Raw genomic sequence first — 16645 nt, 5'->3', positions numbered from 1 at the left:
CCCGTCCCACCCGCTGCGTATCGTTGTTGGAGTCTCTGGAGGAATTGCCGCGTACAAGGCGTGCCACCTCGTCCGCAACTTCAAGGAGGCTGGGGACGAGGTGCGCGTCATTCCAACAGAAAACGCGTTGAACTTCGTCGGCGCAGCGACGTTTGAAGCGCTCAGCGGCAACCCGGTGGACACCGGCGTGTTCACCCGCGTGGACGAGGTACAGCACGTGCGGGTGGGGCAGGAGGCAGACCTGATTGTCGTCGCGCCCGCGACCGCGGACCTTATGGCCCGGGTGTCTGCCGGACGGGCGGACGACCTGCTCACCTCCACCATCCTCGTCGCCACCTGCCCGGTGGTGCTGGCACCCGCGATGCACACGGAGATGTGGCTCAACCCGGCCACGCAGTCGAACGTCGCTACGCTACGCGAGCGCGGACTAACGGTGCTCGAGCCCGCGCACGGGCGACTCACCGGCACAGACACCGGTCCCGGGCGCCTGCCGGAGCCGGACGTGATCGCCCAGCTCGCCCGCACCGTGGTGCGCACGAAAGCATTCGCCCCAACACTTGCGGGCAAACGAGTGCTCATCAGCGCCGGCGGCACCCAGGAGAACATTGACCCGGTGCGTTACATCGGCAACCGCTCTTCCGGCAAGCAGGGCTACGCCCTCGGCGACATCGCCGCGCAACGCGGAGCGAAGGTGACCATCGTGGCGGGGGCGACCGACGAGCTTCAACCGCCGTCGGGCGCGGAGGTGATAGAGGTCGGCTCCACCCGCGAGATGCAGCAGGCGATGGCGGATCGCGCGCCGGACGCTGACGTGGTGATTATGGCGGCCGCGGTGGCGGATTTCCGTCCAGAAGCGGAAGCGGACACGAAGCTGAAGAAGGGGCAGGCGGACGACGCGTTGTCCACGATCCGTCTCACCGAGAATCCGGACATCCTCAAGGGCCTGGTGGAGATGCGCAAGGCGGGTCAGACCGCCGCGACCATCATCGGTTTCGCCGCTGAGACGGACAACGAACTGGAAAACGGCCGCGCGAAGCTCAAGCGCAAGGGCGCGGACATGCTCATGCTCAACTCCGTGGCGGGCGGCGGCGTCTTTGGGCAGGCGCGTAACCGGGGCTGGCTGCTCAGCGCCGACGGCCGCGAGGAGGAGATCCCGGACGGCACCAAGCACGAGGTCGCTGCCCGGATTTGGGACGCGATTGAGCGCCTCTCGCAGTGACATTGCACATTTAGACAGCTTGGTCTATCGTTGGCATGACTTAACGACGTGCCGATTCCGTTTCAGCCTGCACAGAGCTGAGCCACCCAGCAGGCGCGCCGGAACATAACCCCTCCGCCCAGATGCAAAGGAAAGACTGCTTTGTCCACTGATACGTACTTCCGCTTGTTCACAAGCGAATCGGTCACTGAGGGCCACCCCGACAAAATCTGCGATGCGATCTCGGACTCGATCTTGGACGACATGCTGGCCCAGGATCCGGACGCGAAGGTGGCTGTGGAGACCCTCGCCACAACAGGCCAGGTACACGTCGTGGGCGAGGTGCGGACCTCCGCCTATTCCAACATCGCGCGGATCGTGCGCGAAAAGCTGGTGGAGATTGGATTCGACTCTTCCGAGGTCGGCTTCGACGGCCGCAGCTGCGGCGTGAACATCGCCATCGGCGACCAATCCGCGGAGATCCACGATTCCGTGGTGACCTCGCAGGAGGTCCGCGAGAACACCTCGACCGGCGAGGACGACCAGACCGGCGCGGGCGACCAGGGCCTGATGTTCGGCTACGCCACCAACGAGACCCCGGAGTACATGCCGCTGCCGATTTCTACGGCGCACCATCTGGCGCGCCGCCTGTCCCAGGTGCGCCACGAGGGCATTGTGGAAGGTCTGCGCCCGGACGGCAAGACGCAGGTGACCTTCGCCTACGACGGGCAGACCCCGGCGTTCATCGACACCATCGTCATCTCCACCCAGCACGACCCGGACTTCACCGGCAAGACGCTGGAGGCTGCGCTTCGCGAGCACGTGATCAACTGGGTGCTCAAGGACGCGGACCTTCAGCGTTACTACCGTAAGGACACCAAGGTGCTGGTCAACCCGTCCGGGTCCTTCATCCAAGGCGGCCCCATGAGCGACGCCGGCCTGACCGGCCGCAAGATCATCGTGGACACCTACGGTGGCATGGCCCGTCACGGCGGCGGCGCGTTTTCCGGCAAGGACCCCTCAAAGGTGGACCGCTCCGGCGCGTACGCGATGCGCTGGGTGGCCAAGAACATCGTCGCCGCGGGCCTGGCGGAGCGCGTCGAGGTGCAGGTGGCCTACGCCATCGGCCGCGCGAACCCGGTGGGGCTGTACGTGGAGACGTTCGGCACCGCCACGGAGGGCCAGACAGACGAGAGCATTCAGCAGGCGGTGGAGAAGGTCTTCGACCTGCGCCCTGAGGCGATCATCCGCGAGCTGGACCTCAAGCGCCCGATCTACGCGCAAACCGCCGCGTACGGCCACTTCGGCCGCACGGACATCGACGTGCCGTGGGAGCGCACCGACAAGGTCGACGACTTGAAGGCCGCCGCCGGCGTCTAGTCCGTCTCCGGCGTCTTGTCCGCCTGGTGTTCCTGCCAGGCGGCTTTTTCTTGCTCGGAACGCCGGTGGTTGCGCAGCGCGACCACTCCGACGACGATGCCGATGAGAACCGGCACCCAAATCTTCGAGTACTCGAGCAGCCACAGCGCCCACTCGGGCACCTCCGGAAGGTTGAGCTCCGGCAGGTCGATGTCTGGCAGCGGCAGGTTGAAATCTGGCAGCGACGGCACCGGCAGGTCCATGTGCGGCAGCTGGATGTCAGGCAGGTCGGGCAGGTCCCAGTCGGGTACGAACCCAAGCAGCCAGCTGATGAACCGAGAAATGATCGGGCCGAGCACAAGCACCGCGAGCGCCCAGCCGCCCTTGCCCAGCCCTTCCGCCATTGGGATAAGGGTGCGCTTGAGCTCGCTGGACTCCATGGTTTCGCGCCGGTGCGCGCCGCGGGAGCCGGCGGGCGGGTCGAACTCCACCACCGTGTCGCCTTCGCGAAACTCCACGCTGAGCAGCTCATCCAAGCTGCTCACCCGCAGTTTCAGGTGCGGCTTCTTGCGGTTGGTGCCAAGCCCCACCGGTGCTTCCAACTCGTTTGCGGGGCCGTCGCCGAACAGCGGCAGCCGGGCGCTTGCAACGTCGTTGTAGCGGTGCTGCACCTCGCCGTCGACGCGCACCTCCATGCGCTCGGTGGGGTTCATCGACCACAGTGTGATCCGCTCTTTGAAAGAATTCTCCGCCGTTGCCAGGGTGCCCGCCTTGTCCGCCTCGTCGCCGGGCCAGCTGGAATCCTCGGCGGCGAAGTCGCGGTCGAAACCGACGCTGACCTCGATCAGGCCGTACTCGGGGTGGTTCAGGCTCCAGGTTTCCATCGGCTAGGCCTCCGCCTTGCTTCTCGACGAGCTGCCGCCCACCAACGCCCCCACCCACATTGCCGCCGCGCAGATCAGCGTCACGGCGATGGAATAGATGAACGTGCCGTCGTTGAAGTACAGGGCCTTGGCAATCCAAAAGCCCACACCGGTGAGCAGCGGGAGGGACCAGTTGGGGCGGAACGCGATGCCGTCGATAAGCCCGGCGATGATGGCCACCGCGACAATGAACCCGACCATGACCCACGGGTTGCCCACCAACGGGATGAGCAGCAAGGGCCCGAGGGCGTAGGCAGCGAACATGGCATACGGGATGGCTTTGACCCACCCTTGGCGGCTGTCGTTGTCTTGCTGTTCAGTCACGGGCAGGAGTATAGGAACTAATCCGCGCGGGTGTAGACGTGACCCGCCTCGGGGTGGGCGATCATTTCGTCCAGGCCGACGGGATTGAGCCCCTTGGCGCGCAGACCGTCGATGACGCACTCCGCCGCGTCGACGGTGGGTTCGTGGATGTCGTGCATGAGGATGATGGAGCCTGCACGGGCGCCGTCCACCGCACGCTTGCAGGTGGTGGCGGGGTTGCGGTGCTGCCAGTCGGCGGTATCCACATCCCACACGGCCAGCGCCATGCCGCGGGTGCCGGCGGCGGACGCCACGCGCGGGTCGTGGGAGCCGTAGGGCGGGCGCATCCAGTGCGGGTCGAGGCCGGCCTGCTTCTTCAGCACGGTGTCCGTGTCGTCCAACTGGGCGGCGATGGTGCCGTCGGACTGGCGGGCCAGGTCCGGGTGGGAAAAGGAGTGGTTGCCGATGGTGTGGCCCTCGTCGCGGATCCGCCGCAGGATCTGCGGGTGGGCGTTGGCGTTTCGGCCAACCACGAAGAAGGTGGCGTGCACGCCCTTTCGCTTGAGAATGTCCAGCAGGCGCTCGGTGCTGCCTGGCACCGGGCCGTCGTCGTAGGTGATGGCGACGCAGTTGTAGCACTTGGGCAGCACCGGCGAGGGTGACGGCTCTGCTGCGGGTGCCGTGGTCACCTCGGCGGGTGTCGCGGGTTCCGGCGGGCGCAGGTGCGGAGGCACGGCCTGCTTGACCTGTGCCGGGAGGCCGTCGAAGGCGCGCCGCCAGCCGTCTTCCGCGGCGCTGCGGGCGCGGTCGGAGGAACCGGTGATGAAGGCGGAGCTGCCGTCGATAGGCAAACCTGCCCCCTGCGCCAGGACGGGGCCGAAGGAGTGGCCGGGAATGATCTTCGCGTCTCCTAACCGCGCCAATTGCGTCACTTTGACGGGCTCCGCGGTGGCAGGCGCTGGCGTGAGTGCTGCGGCGGCGAGGAGTGTAACGGAAGTGGCTGCTACGAGCAGGCGTTTCATGGGGCAGCGGGGTCTTTCAAACGCGCGTAAGGGGAAAACTTTCAGTCTTATTAGTACTCCATTGGGGTCTGAAACTGGGGATTGGGGCGATTGCGCTCAATGGCAGTGTCGGGCGGTGGTTTAGAATCCGGGGTCATGTCTGACACGCCCGCCGCCGAAGCCCCCGTCGCGCGAGTGTTGCCCATGCTCGGGCTGGCGCACCTGGACAGGCCCTTCGACTACTTGGTGCCTTCACAGGATGCGGACGCGGCGCAGCCCGGGGTGCGGGTGCGGGTGCGCTTCGCGGGCCGGCTCGTGGATGCCGTGGTGCTCGAACGCGCCTCGGTATCGAGGCACGAGGGGTCGCTGCGCTTCATCGAGCGCGTCATCTCGCCGGAGGTTGTGGCGCCCGCGAAGACGCGGGAGCTTATCGACGCGCTGGCGGACCGTTACGCAGGCGTGCGATCCGATATCTACCGCTCCGCCATCCCGGCGCGCCACGCGAAGGCGGAGGAGACAGACAATTCCACGCCGTGGGAGGAGCTGGGGGAGGCCGGTGAGCCGGACTTGTCGGCGTGGACTGCGTACACCTTCGGCGAGTCTTTCGTGGACGCGGTGGTGGCCGGCAAGATTGCGCGGGCTGCGTGGCAGGTGGCGCCGGGGGACGACTGGGCCGCCGCACTTGCGTCGCTGGCGGCAAAGGTGGCGCTGGACGGAGCGGGCGCGCTGATCGTGGTGCCGGACCAGAAGGACGTGGACGCGTGCGAGGCGGCGCTGAAGGAGATCGTCGGCGCGCGGCAGGTGACCACGCTGACTGCCTCGCAGGGCCCGCAAGCGCGGTACTCGCGCTACCTGTCGGTGCTGCACGGGCAGGGCCGAATCGTGGTGGGCACGCGCTCGGCGGCGTTCGCCCCGGTGCACAACCTGCGCTTTGCGGCGTTGATGTTCGACGGCGACGACAACTTGGTGGATCCGCGCGCGCCGTACGTGCACGCGCGTGAGGTGCTGACCACGCGTTCGGCGCATGAGGGATGCTCGCTGATAATCGGCGGGCACGCCCGTACGGCCGAGGCACAGCTGCTGGTGGAGTCCGGATGGATGCACGAGCTGGTCGCCCCGCGACAGAGCCTGCGCACCCGCTCGCCCTACATTCACGCGGCGGGGGATTCGGACTATGAGATGGAGCGCGACCCGCGCGCGAAGCAGGCCCGGCTGCCGTCGTCGGCGTTCCAGGCGGCAGCGAAGGCATTGGAGGGCGGGGCGCCTGTGCTGTTCCAGGTGCCGCGCACCGGCTACATCCAGTCGCTGGCGTGCGGGCAGTGCCGCACGCCGGCGCGCTGCAGGTGGTGCAATGGGCCGCTCGGCCTGCCCTCAGGCGGCGAGGCGGCGGCGCCGACGTGCCGGTGGTGCGGGCGGATGGACCCCGCGCACGTGTGCCCGGCGTGCGGCTCGCGCAGGCTACGCGCGGTGGTGCTGGGCACGGAGCGCACGGCTGAAGAGCTCGGCCGAGCGTTTGCCAAGTACAAGGTGATCACTTCCGGCGGGGACAACGTGCGTGCGCAGGTGCCGGCGGGCCCGGCGCTGGTGGTGGCCACGCCTGGCGCGGAGCCGCACGTTGAGGGCGGTTACGGTGCGGCGGTGCTCCTGGACGCCTGGGCGCTGATGCAGCGGCCGGACCTGCGCGCTGTGGAGGACACCTTTGCCAAGTGGATGGGGGCGGCCACGCTGGTGCAGCCGCACAGTGCCGGCGGGGAAGTCGTCGTGGTCGCCGAGCCCTCCCTGCCCGTGGTGCAGCACCTGATCCGCTGGGACGCGCCCGGATTCGCGGCCCTTGAGCTTTCTTTGAGGCGCGAGGCCCGCTTCCCGCCGGCGGTGCACGTGGCGGTGGTGGACGCCCCGCGCGACGGGTTAGACGAATTCTTCGCCCGCACCGAGCTGCCGGAACACGCCGAGCTGCTCGGCCCGGTGGACCTGCCGCCCGGGGTGCGGCTGCCGGGCGAGTGGAACCGGGAAGCGCTCGGGCCTGCGCAGCGGATGCTGGTGCGCACCCCGCTTGCCGGGCGGACCGCGCTGGGAAAGACGTTGCGGGCCGGCGCGGTGGCGTGGACGACGGCGAAGCAGGATCTGCCGCTGCGCATCCAAGTCAATCCGGTGGACATCGGCTAGCTGGGTCGCGCGACCGGGCGTGCCACTACACTTGCACCCCATGGCTATTCGCGACATCCGCCTGTTCGGCGACCCAGTGCTCAACACCGCTGCAGCAGAGGTCGCAGTTTTCGACGCCGCCTTAGAGCGGCTGGTCGCCGACATGCTGGAGACCATGGACCACGCCGGCGGGGTGGGTTTGGCCGCCAACCAGATCGGGCTTGCGCGCCGGATCTTCGTCTTTGACTGCCAGGGCATGCGCGGGCACATCATCAACCCCGTGTGGGAGCCGCTGGGCGAGGAGATGCAGACCGGTGTCGAGGGCTGCCTCTCTGTGCCGGACGTGCGCGGGGAGGTCACCCGCCACAAGACGGTGGTGGCCCGCGGCCAGGACTGCTTCGGCCGCCCGCTCACGCTGCGCGGCACCGGGCTTTTGGCCCGCTGCATCCAGCACGAGGCGGACCACTTGGACGGCGTGATGTTCATGCGCAGGATGGCACCGGAGCAGCGCAAGGAAGCGATGGCGGCGATCCGGGCCGCCGACTGGAGTTAAGGAGAACGTTTGTATGCGACTCGTATTCGCCGGCACCCCCGAACCTGCCGCCGCGGCACTTGAGCGGCTCATCGCGTCCGACCACGAGGTCGTCGCGGTGCTTACCCGCCCGGATGCGCGCCGCGGCCGTGGGCGCACGCTGCACCCGTCGCCAGTCAAGGCGCTCGCGGTCGAGCACGGTATTGAGGTGCTCACCCCGGAGAGCCTCACGCGCGACGACGCCATCCGGGACCAGCTGAGGGAGCTGGCCCCGGACGCGATTCCGGTGGTGGCCTACGGCAACCTCATCCCGGCCGACATGCTGGACATACCCACACACGGCTGGGTGAACCTGCACTTCTCGCTGCTGCCCAAGTGGCGCGGGGCGGCACCGGTGCAGGCGGCGATCGCAGCCGGCGACGCGGTCACCGGAGCGACCACCTTCCGCATCAACGAGGGTCTGGACACCGGCGACATCCTGAACACGCTGGAAACCGAGATCGGTGAGGCAGAAACCAGCGGCGAGCTGCTGGAGCGCCTCGCCTACGCGGGTGCTGAACTGCTGGTTGAGACCATGGATGCGCTCGAGGCCGGCACCGCGGCACCGACGGCGCAGCCGGAGGAGGGCACCTACGCCCACAAGATTGCCCCGGCGGACGCCCGGGTGGACTGGAACCAGCCGGCCGCCGTCATCGACCGCGGCATCCGCGCCCACACCCCGGCGCCGGGTGCGTGGACGATGCGCGGGGACGACCGCTTCAAGCTCGGCCCGGTCACCCCGACGGGTTCGGGCGCGCTGGCCCCGGGCGTGGCAGCGTTTGGCAAAAACGAGGTGCTTGTTGGCACCGCCGACGGGGACGTGCGTCTGGGCACGATCCAGCCGCCGGGCAAGAAGATGATGAACGCCGCGGACTGGGCCCGCGGACTTCACCCCGAAGCGAAAGAAGGAGTGGTGTTCGAGTGAGCGGAGGATTCAGGTCGCGCTCCGCGGGGCGGCGCAAGGATACGCCCGCCCGCAACCGGCAGCAGGGGCGCAATGCACAGCAGCAGCCCCGCAAACAAGGCGGAGGGCGCCAGCGCTACACGGTGAAGGGCCGGCCGGCCAGCATCGGCGACCCGGCGCGCGAGGCGGCCTTTGAGGTGGTGTTGCGCGTCTCCCGCGACGGCGCGTTTGCCAACCTCACACTGCCCGGCATCCTGCGCGAGCGGAAGATCACCGGACGCGACGCCGCGTTCGCCACCGAGCTGGCCTACGGCACGCTGCGCAGCCTCGGGGTGCTCGACGCTGTGATCGCGAAGAATTCCTCGCGCGAGCTCGAGCGCATCGCGCCCGAGGTGCTCGCAGCACTTCGCCTGGGCGCCTACCAGCTGCTCTACACCCGGGTGGGCGACCACGCCGCGGTGGACACCTCGGTGCGGCTGGTCGAGGCTGCGGGTCAGGAGAAAGCGAAGGGCTTCGCCAACGGCGTGCTGCGCTCGATCGGCCGCACGCCTGCCGACGAGTGGCTGCCCACCCTCGCCCCGGACAACGAACTGGGCACGCTGGCCTTCACCCACGCCCACCCGGAATGGATCGCGCGCTCCTTCGCGGAGGCGCTCGGCGACAAGCGCGACGAGCTCGAAGCCGCACTCGAGGCGGACTCGGCCCGCCCGGTCGTGCACCTGGTGGCGCGCCCCGGCGAGATCTCCGCGGAAGAACTCGCGCTTACCACCGGCGGCGAGCAGGGCACGTACTCGCCGTACGCGGTATACCTGCCGGAGGGGGATCCGGGCCAGCTCGAGCCGGTGCGCGAGGGTCTTGCCGCGGTGCAGGACGAGGGCTCGCAGATCATCGCCCGCGCCGTCACCGAGGTCCCCGTCGAGCAGGATCAAGGCCGTTGGCTTGACCTGTGCGCGGGTCCCGGCGGCAAGGCCGCGCTCATCGGGGCCATCGCGGCTATCGACGCCGCCGCGGTCGACGCCGTCGAAGTCAGCCCCCACCGCGCGGAGCTCATCTCGAAGACGGTGCGCGGCCTGCCGGTGACGGTCCACACCGCGGACGGGCGCGACCCCAAACTCGAACCCGGCTACGACCGCATCCTCGTCGACGCGCCCTGCTCCGGCCTCGGCGCGCTGCGGCGGCGCCCGGAGGCGCGGTGGACGAAGTCCGAAGGCGACATCGCGGAGCTGAACCAGCTGCAGGAAGAGCTGCTCCAATCCGCAGTAAACCTGGCCAAGCCGGGTGGGGTGGTGGTCTACTCCACGTGCTCGCCGGATGTGCGGGAGACCCGGAGGATCGTCGAGAAGCAATTGGCGAAAGGCGATGTTGAGGAGCTCGACGCCCGCGAGTGGGCCGCCGGCATGGAGAACGTGGGCGCGGGGCCGAGCGTGCAGATGTGGCCGCACCGCCACGGCACCGACGCAATGTTCTTCGCGGTGCTGCGCAAAAAGCTAGGGTAGGACCCATGATTCAGATCGCCCCATCAATTCTGGCCGCGAACTACGCCGCGCTCGGCGAGGACGTGCGCAAGGTGCCCAACGCGGACCTGATTCACGTGGACATCATGGACGGCCACTTCGTGCCCAACCTGTCTTTCGGCCCGGACGTGACCAAGGCGGTCAACGGGGTGACCGAGCAGTTCCTGGACATGCACCTGATGATCGAGGAGCCGGAGCGCTGGTTCGAAACCTACGTGCAAGCCGGCGGCGACCGCCTGGTGTTCCACGTCGAGGCCACCGACGACCACGTGGCGGCCGCGAAGCAGTGCCGCGAGCTGGGCGTGCAGTCCGGCTTTGCCATCAAGCCCGGCACCGCGATCGAGCCGTACCTGGACGACCTGGAGCATTTCGACCAGGTCATGGTCATGAGCGTGGAGCCGGGTTTTGGCGGCCAGAAGTTCATGCCGGAGGTCTTGAGCAAGGTGATGGTGCTGCGCGACCGCATCGCGGAGGCAGGCCTGGACACCATCATCGGCATCGACGGCGGCATCGCGAACGCCACCATCGCGCAGGCCGCGGAGGCCGGCGTGGACGCGTTCGTGGCAGGTTCCGCAGTCTTCGGCGCCGACAACCCGGCCGAGGCGGTGGAGCGCCTGCGTGAACTCGCCCGCGAGGCGAAGCGAGGGTGACGGAGGAGCTGGGAGCTATCTCCGCCGCGATCGAGGCGGGCGAATCCGTCCGGGGCACGACCTCGCCGAACCCGCCGGTGGGCTGCGCGCTTGTCAGCGCCTCCGGTGCGCTCATCGCCACCGGCGCAACCTCACCCGCGGGTGGGCCCCACGCGGAGGTCAACGCCCTGCGAGAAGCAGGGGAGCGCGCCCGGGGCGCGACTGCCGTGGTGACCCTCGAGCCGTGCAACCACACCGGCCGCACCGGCCCCTGCTCGCAGGCGCTGGTGGAGGCGGGGATCACACGCGTGGTGTACTTCACCGCCGACCCCAACGACGCGGCCGCCGGAGGGGCGGAGTACCTGCGCGCCCACGGCGTCGAGGTGGACTTCCAGCCGGTGCGAGTGGCCGCGCTGCAGCCGTGGCTGCGCTCGGTGCGCCACCACCGCCCGAGCGTGACGCTGAAGTTCGCCTCCACGCTCGACGGCTTCACCGCCGCGGAAGATGGCACGAGCAAGTGGATCACGGGCGAGGAAGCCCGCGAGCTGGTGCACGAGGACCGCGGGAAGATCGACGCCATCATCGTCGGCACCGGCACCGCGATCGCCGACGACCCGTCGCTGACCGCGCGTTTCCCCGACGGCACGCTGCGCGGGCACCAGCCGCGGCGCGTAGTTATCGGCGCCCGGGAGGTCCCTGAGGGCAACCTCACCCGCTTAGGCTTCGAGCAGTACGCCACGCCAGAGGAGGCGCTTGGAGCGCTGTGGGCAACCGGCGCGCGCGACGTGCTGGTCGAAGGCGGTGCGACACTCGCCGCGAGTTTTCTTGAGCAGGACCTGGTCGACGCGGTGCAGGCCTACATCGCGCCCGCGCTGCTCGGCGCGGGCCGCGGGGTGCTGGACCGCGCGATCGCAGGCACCATCGCCGACGCCCGCCGCTTCCGCACCACGTTCGTGCGTCCGGTGGGAGGCGACGTTTTCATAGAAATGGAGAGAGATGTTTACGGGACTCGTTGAGGAAATCGGCGTGGTGGAGGAGCTGAAGCTGCTCGACGACGCCGTCCGGATCGCCGTGCGCGCCCCCAAAGTCACCGGCGATGCCGCGCCCGGCGACTCGATCGCCGTCGACGGGGTGTGCCTGACAGTGGTGGACAACGCGAACGGCACCTTCACCGCGGACGTGATGCGCGAAACCTTGGACCGCTCCCGGCTCGGGACGTATGAAGCAGGCTCCGAGGTGAACCTGGAGCGCGCTCTCGCCGCAGGCCAGCGCATGGGCGGCCACATCGTCCAGGGACACGTCGACGGGGTTGCCGAGGTGGTCTCGCGCACCCCGTCAGAGCACTGGGAGGTCGTGCGCTTCACACTTCCTCAGCAGCTGGACCGCTACGTGGTGGAGAAGGGCTCGATCGCGGTGAACGGCACGTCGTTGACCGTCTCGGCGGTGGGCGAGGGTTACTTCGATGTCTCTCTGATCCCCACCACGCTGCGCGAGACCACCGCCGGCGCGCTCGCACCCGGCGACCCGGTGAACCTGGAGGTAGACATCGTGGCCAAATACGTTGAGAAGATGGTGCAGGGATAGGCTTGGACGGTATGACTTCCCCAAACTCCTTGAATACGGTCGAGGAGGCCATCGACGCCATCCGCGCTGGCAAGGCCGTTGTTGTGGTGGACAGCGAGGACCGCGAGAACGAGGGCGACCTCATCTTCGCCGCCGAGGACTCCACCCCGGAGCTGGTCGCGTTCATGGTGCGCCACACCTCCGGCTACATCTGCGTGTCCATGCCGGATGAGCGCGCCACCGCGCTCGAGCTACCGCCGATGGTGGCCAACAACCAAGACCTGCACGGCACCGCGTACGCCGTCACCGTGGACGCGGCCACCGGCACGACCGGCATCTCCGCCCGCTCGCGCGCGACGACGATCGCCCTGCTTGCCAGTGGATCCGCCACCGCCTCATCGTTTACCCGCCCCGGCCACGTGGTGCCCCTGCGCGCCAAGGTCGGCGGAGTGCTGGAACGGCCCGGGCACACGGAGGCGGCTGTGGACCTGGCACGGCTCGCAGGCAAAGCCCCGGTGGGCGCGCTGTGCGAGATCGTCTCCGAGGATGACCCGACCGACATGGCGCGTTTCGACGAGCTGCGCCGTTTTGCCGACGCGCACGGGTTGCCCATGATCTCCATCGAGCAGCTGGCCGAATACCGTCGCCACCACGAGCGCACCGTCGAGCGGGTCACCGCGGCGACCCTACCCACCGAGTACGGCGAGTTCACCGCGGTGGGTTACCGCGACACTGTTTCCGGGGTGGAGCATGTGGCGTTGGTTGCCGGAGGCGTCGACAAGCTGCGGGAAGCAAACGATGTGCTGGTGAGGGTGCACTCCGAGTGCCTCACCGGCGACGTGTTCGGCTCCACGCGCTGCGACTGCGGTCCGCAGCTGCGCGAATCCATGCGGCGCATCCAGGCAGCCGGACGCGGCGTGGTGGTCTACCTGCGCGGGCACGAGGGCCGCGGCATCGGGCTGATGGCGAAGCTGCAGGCCTACCGGCTGCAGGACGCGGGCCTGGACACCGTTGATGCCAACCTGGAGCAAGGCCTGCCCGCGGACGCGCGGGAGTACTCCGCGGCCGGGCAGATCCTGGCGGATCTGGGGGTGGACAGCTTCGAGCTGCTCACCAACAATCCGGACAAGTCCGACGCGCTGGCGGGTTACGGCCCTGCGGTGGCGCGCCGCAGTAGGATCGAGATCGTTCCCACGCACGACAACATCGAGTACCTGCGCACCAAGCGCGACCGGATGGGCCATGACCTTCCCGGTGTGGCCGAATGGCTCCACGCCCATCCGGGGTACGGAATCTAGACGGACTCAAAAGGAGCTGGAAGTGGCATCGAGCGGAGCACCCGAGGACTATTCCATACAGGCGGAGGGTATGACCATCGCCGTGGTTTACACCCGCTGGAACGACAAGATCGTCGACCTGCTGCGCGCCGGCGCGCGGGATGAGGCACGGGAGCTCGGCGTCAAGGTGGAGGAGTACGCCGTCGCAGGCGCACTCGAGCTGCCGGTGGTGGTGCAAGCTTGCGCCGAGCGTTACGACGCCGTGGTGGCCCTCGGCTGCGTCATCCGCGGCGAAACAGCGCATTTCCAGTACGTGTGCGACTCCGTGACCGCCGGGTTGACCCGCGTGGCACTGGACGAGCAGACCCCGGTGGGCAACGGCGTGCTCACCGTGGACGACGAAGACCAGGCCTACGAGCGCGCCGGCGGCGAGGACGCCAAGGAAGACAAGGGCGCCGAGGCCATGCGCGCCGCCGCCGGCACTGCCGCGGAGCTGCGCAAAGTTCGCGCTCTGCCGTTGAAGGGTTAAGGTAGCCCGGAGGGCGTGGGGCGGCCTTTGGGACGTCGACACGCAGCAAAGCTCGAGCGCTTGTAAGGAGTAAGGCAGTGGCTGAACAGGCAAAGCAGCACCAAACCGCGGGACTTTCGGACCGGGACGAGATTGCCTACCTCAATGCGCTCGACCCGCACGCCACCACCACCACGAAACCCTGGGAACTCGAGCTGACCTCGAAGTTTCTGCGCAAGGTCGCCGTGGGCTGGATTGTGCTGGTCATGGCGGTGCACGTGTTTATGTTCTGGGCCGTGGACGCGGAATTCACCGGCGTGGCCATCACCAACCTGGACAAGTTCGCATTCATCGGAGTCGGCCTGATCATCTCCGTGCTGTCCTGGATCGCGCTGACCCGCCCGCGGGTGCGCGCGAACGAGGACGGCGTGCAGGTGCGCAACATCATCGGCACCCGTTTCTACCCGTGGGCCGTGATCTACGGGCTGAGCTTTCCCAAAGGCTCCCGCATGGCGCGCCTGGAGCTGCCGGAGTTCGAGTACGTGCCCCTGTGGGCGATCCAGTCCGGCGACAAGGAGCACGCCTTGAAGGCCGTGGAAGAGTTCCGCGCGCTCGAAGCCAAGTACATGCCGCAGGATTAAGCGTTGGCGGACCCGCAAAGCTACCGCCCGGCGCCGGGCACCATCCCGACCGACCCCGGGGTGTACAAGTTCCGCGACCGCGACGGCCGCGTCATCTACGTGGGCAAGGCGAAGAACCTGCGCGCACGCCTGAACAACTACTTCCAGCCGCCGAACACGCTGCACCCGCGCACCCGCCAGATGGTCTACACAGGCGCGTCCGTGGAGTGGACTGTGGTGGCCTCCGAGGTGGAGGCGCTGCAGCTGGAGTACACGTGGATCAAGCGCTTCGACCCGTGGTTCAACGTCATGTACCGCGACGACAAGACGTACCCCATGCTCGCGGTGAGCGTGAGGGAGCGCTACCCGCGCGCGTTTTTCTACCGCGGGCCGAAGCGCAAGGGTGTGCGCTACTTTGGTCCCTACTCCCACGCGTGGGCGGTGCGCGAAACCCTTGACCTGCTCACACGCGTGTTTCCGATCCGCACCTGTTCTAACGGGGTGTTTAACCGGCACGAGTCGCTGGGGCGGCCGTGCTTGCTCGGCTACATCGACAAGTGCGCCGCCCCGTGCGTGGGGCGCGTGGACGAGGCCGACTACGACGAGATCGTGCAGGGATTTTTGGGCTTCATGTCGGGCCGCACCGACCAGCTCGTGCGCGGCATCACCGCCCAGATGCAGGAGGCATCAGAGAACCTGGAGTTTGAGAAGGCCGCCAGGCTTCGCGACGACCTGGGTGCCGTGAACAAGGTCATGGAGCGCCAAACGGTGGTCCTGGGGCAAGACACCGATGCCGACATCATCGCCTTCGACACCGACGAATTGGAGGCGGCGGTACAGATCTTCAACGTCCGCGACGGGCGCATCCGGGCACAGCGCGGCTGGGTGGTGGAAAAGACCGGCGACGAACCCGGCGCCGCCGAGCGTCTGGAGGAGGGCCAGGCCGACCCCACCCTGCCCACGCTGATGCAGAACTTCCTGGTGCAGTACTACTCGGATGCGGTCGAGCGGGTGCGCCAGGAGCAGGAGGAAGACCGCACGATTGAGGCGCAGAAGGTGCGCCGCCGCGGCGTGGACCAGGAGTCCCGCGCCAAGGCGGAGACACCGATGCCGGTGCCGCGCGAGATCCTGGTGGAGACCCTGCCGGCGGAGCTGCCGGAGGTCACCGAGTTGCTCGCGGAGCTGCGCGGCGGCCCGGTGGAGATCCGCGTGCCGCAGCGCGGCGACAAGCGCGCACTGATGGAGACGGTGCACAAAAACGCCTCCGAGGCGCTGCACCAGCACAAGCTCAAGCGCGTCGGCGACCTGACCGCCCGCTCCCAGGCGCTGCAGGACATCCAGGACGCCCTCGGGATGGACGAGGCGCCGCTGCGCATCGAGTGCACCGACATTTCCCACATCCAGGGCACCGACGTGGTGGCGTCGCTGGTCGTGTTCGAGGACGGCCTGCCCAAGAAGAACGACTACCGCCGCTACCGCATCAAGGAAGCCGCCGGCGACGGCCGCTCCGACGATGTCGGCTCCATCGCCGAGGTGACGCAGCGCCGCTTTAAGCGCTACAACGAGGACAAGCTGGCCAACCCCGACGAGGTTGCGGAGGAGCAGACCTTCGCAGACGAGGCGGACGAATCCACCGGCGCGAAGCGTTTCGCCTACCCGCCGCAGCTGTTCATCGTTGACGGCGGCAAGCCCCAGGTCACCGCCGCACAGGCAGTCTTCGACGACCTGGGCATCGTGGACGTGCAGCTCATCGGACTGGCCAAGCGCCTGGAGGAGGTCTGGGTGCCGGACGACGATGAACCGATCATCCTGCCCCGCAACTCCGAGGGCATGTACCTGCTGCAGCAGATCCGCGACGAGGCACACCGATTCGCCATCACGTACCACCGCCAGCAGCGCTCCAAACGGATGCGCGCCTCGGCACTGGACGCGGTGCCGGGGCTTGGGCCTGCCCGCCGCACGGACCTGGTCAAGCACTTCGGCTCCGTGAAGAAGATCAAGGAGGCCTCAGTGGAGGAGATCCAGCAGGTCAGAGGGGTCGGGCCGAAGCTCGCGGAGAACATCTACCAGCACCTGCACCAGTAAAAGCGTGCTGCTAATCGACGGCACTCCGCCCCCGGCTTGTCTAGG

General features: G+C 68.2%; 16 protein-coding genes. 13 read left to right on the top strand and 3 right to left on the bottom strand.

Annotation, left to right across the window (positions count from 1 at the left end; genetic code table 11):
- Nucleotides 1-13 precede the first annotated feature (13 nt).
- Both coaBC and metK read left to right on the top strand, forming a co-directional pair.
- A complete protein-coding gene (gene coaBC / locus HMPREF3151_RS04905) occupies nt 14-1219 on the top strand; it encodes a bifunctional phosphopantothenoylcysteine decarboxylase/phosphopantothenate--cysteine ligase CoaBC (RefSeq protein WP_070474030.1) in 1206 nt (401 codons plus the stop codon).
- A 141-nt stretch (nt 1220-1360) separates the two neighbouring features.
- Nucleotides 1361-2578 (top strand): methionine adenosyltransferase, encoded by a 1218-nt coding sequence (metK, locus tag HMPREF3151_RS04900; protein ID WP_070474028.1) that lies wholly within the window; start codon nt 1361-1363, stop codon nt 2576-2578.
- On the opposite strand, the gene HMPREF3151_RS04895 is transcribed toward metK, so the two are convergent.
- The 3 genes from HMPREF3151_RS04895 to HMPREF3151_RS04885 are packed head-to-tail and all read right to left on the bottom strand — an operon-like array spanning nt 2575 to nt 4805.
- Entirely contained in the window at nt 2575-3441 is an 867-nt protein-coding gene (locus tag HMPREF3151_RS04895; protein ID WP_070474026.1) for a hypothetical protein, read from the bottom strand. The two genes, metK and HMPREF3151_RS04895, sit on opposite strands and share 4 nt — an antisense overlap.
- A gap of 3 nt (nt 3442-3444) precedes the next feature.
- Nucleotides 3445-3804 carry a hypothetical protein gene (locus tag HMPREF3151_RS04890; RefSeq protein ID WP_141741325.1) on the bottom strand — a complete coding sequence of 120 codons (360 nt, stop codon included), beginning with the start codon at nt 3802-3804 and terminating at the stop codon, nt 3445-3447.
- Between the two features lie 17 nt (nt 3805-3821).
- Nucleotides 3822-4805 carry a polysaccharide deacetylase family protein gene (locus tag HMPREF3151_RS04885; RefSeq protein ID WP_083290189.1) on the bottom strand — a complete coding sequence of 328 codons (984 nt, stop codon included), beginning with the start codon at nt 4803-4805 and terminating at the stop codon, nt 3822-3824.
- 135 nt (nt 4806-4940) lie between these two features.
- Here HMPREF3151_RS04885 and HMPREF3151_RS04880 point away from each other — a divergent pair, with 135 nt between their 5' ends.
- The 11 genes from HMPREF3151_RS04880 to uvrC all read left to right on the top strand — a co-directional run bounded on the left by HMPREF3151_RS04880 (nt 4941) and on the right by uvrC (nt 16600).
- Nucleotides 4941-6950 (top strand): primosomal protein N', encoded by a 2010-nt coding sequence (locus HMPREF3151_RS04880; protein ID WP_070474021.1) that lies wholly within the window; start codon nt 4941-4943, stop codon nt 6948-6950.
- 40 nt (nt 6951-6990) lie between these two features.
- The gene (gene def, locus HMPREF3151_RS04875; RefSeq protein ID WP_070474019.1) at nt 6991-7482 is read left to right on the top strand and encodes a peptide deformylase; all 492 of its coding nucleotides are present in this window, start codon (nt 6991-6993) and stop codon (nt 7480-7482) included.
- A 13-nt stretch (nt 7483-7495) separates the two neighbouring features.
- Entirely contained in the window at nt 7496-8425 is a 930-nt protein-coding gene (fmt, locus tag HMPREF3151_RS04870) for a methionyl-tRNA formyltransferase (protein WP_070474017.1), read from the top strand.
- Nucleotides 8422-9900: an RsmB/NOP family class I SAM-dependent RNA methyltransferase gene (locus HMPREF3151_RS04865; protein ID WP_070474015.1), complete on the top strand. Its 1479-nt coding sequence runs from the start codon at nt 8422-8424 to the stop codon at nt 9898-9900. The genes fmt and HMPREF3151_RS04865 overlap by 4 nt, the downstream gene beginning before the upstream one ends.
- 5 nt (nt 9901-9905) lie before the next feature.
- On the top strand, nt 9906-10568 hold the full coding sequence (gene rpe / locus HMPREF3151_RS04860) for a ribulose-phosphate 3-epimerase (protein ID WP_070474013.1): 663 nt from the start codon (nt 9906-9908) through the stop codon (nt 10566-10568).
- Nucleotides 10565-11563 carry a bifunctional diaminohydroxyphosphoribosylaminopyrimidine deaminase/5-amino-6-(5-phosphoribosylamino)uracil reductase RibD gene (ribD, locus tag HMPREF3151_RS04855; protein ID WP_246815202.1) on the top strand — a complete coding sequence of 333 codons (999 nt, stop codon included), beginning with the start codon at nt 10565-10567 and terminating at the stop codon, nt 11561-11563. The genes rpe and ribD overlap by 4 nt, the downstream gene beginning before the upstream one ends.
- On the top strand, nt 11544-12131 hold the full coding sequence (locus HMPREF3151_RS04850) for a riboflavin synthase (RefSeq protein ID WP_070474011.1): 588 nt from the start codon (nt 11544-11546) through the stop codon (nt 12129-12131). Before ribD ends, HMPREF3151_RS04850 begins: the two co-directional genes overlap by 20 nt.
- Before the next feature lie 11 nt (nt 12132-12142).
- On the top strand, nt 12143-13408 hold the full coding sequence (locus HMPREF3151_RS04845; RefSeq protein ID WP_070474062.1) for a bifunctional 3,4-dihydroxy-2-butanone-4-phosphate synthase/GTP cyclohydrolase II: 1266 nt from the start codon (nt 12143-12145) through the stop codon (nt 13406-13408).
- Nucleotides 13409-13430: 22 nt separating this feature from the next.
- Nucleotides 13431-13916 carry a 6,7-dimethyl-8-ribityllumazine synthase gene (ribH, locus tag HMPREF3151_RS04840; RefSeq protein WP_371335880.1) on the top strand — a complete coding sequence of 162 codons (486 nt, stop codon included), beginning with the start codon at nt 13431-13433 and terminating at the stop codon, nt 13914-13916.
- A 77-nt stretch (nt 13917-13993) separates the two neighbouring features.
- Entirely contained in the window at nt 13994-14536 is a 543-nt protein-coding gene (locus HMPREF3151_RS04835; RefSeq protein ID WP_070474007.1) for a PH domain-containing protein, read from the top strand.
- A gap of 3 nt (nt 14537-14539) precedes the next feature.
- Complete coding sequence (uvrC, locus tag HMPREF3151_RS04830; RefSeq protein WP_070474005.1) at nt 14540-16600, top strand: excinuclease ABC subunit UvrC; 2061 nt, start codon at nt 14540-14542, stop codon at nt 16598-16600.
- The last annotated feature ends 45 nt before the right edge of the window (nt 16601-16645 follow it).

The sequence above is a fragment of the Corynebacterium sp. HMSC05H05 genome, assembly GCF_001807265.1.
In the GTDB taxonomy this organism is placed as follows: domain Bacteria; phylum Actinomycetota; class Actinomycetes; order Mycobacteriales; family Mycobacteriaceae; genus Corynebacterium.
This window is presented reverse-complemented; position numbering and strand designations above follow the sequence as displayed.

Bases quoted from the DNA above. Each gene is read 5' to 3' on its own strand.
- HMPREF3151_RS04895 (WP_070474026.1), bottom strand. From the start codon at position 3,441: ATGGAAACCTGGAGCCTGAACCACCCCGAGTACGGCCTGATCGAGGTC.
- HMPREF3151_RS04885 (WP_083290189.1), bottom strand. From the start codon at position 4,805: ATGAAACGCCTGCTCGTAGCAGCCACTTCCGTTACACTCCTCGCCGCC.
- HMPREF3151_RS04880 (WP_070474021.1), top strand. From the start codon at position 4,941: ATGTCTGACACGCCCGCCGCCGAAGCCCCCGTCGCGCGAGTGTTGCCC.
- def (WP_070474019.1), top strand. From the start codon at position 6,991: ATGGCTATTCGCGACATCCGCCTGTTCGGCGACCCAGTGCTCAACACC.
- fmt (WP_070474017.1), top strand. From the start codon at position 7,496: ATGCGACTCGTATTCGCCGGCACCCCCGAACCTGCCGCCGCGGCACTT.
- rpe (WP_070474013.1), top strand. From the start codon at position 9,906: ATGATTCAGATCGCCCCATCAATTCTGGCCGCGAACTACGCCGCGCTC.
- HMPREF3151_RS04850 (WP_070474011.1), top strand. From the start codon at position 11,544: ATGTTTACGGGACTCGTTGAGGAAATCGGCGTGGTGGAGGAGCTGAAG.
- HMPREF3151_RS04845 (WP_070474062.1), top strand. From the start codon at position 12,143: ATGACTTCCCCAAACTCCTTGAATACGGTCGAGGAGGCCATCGACGCC.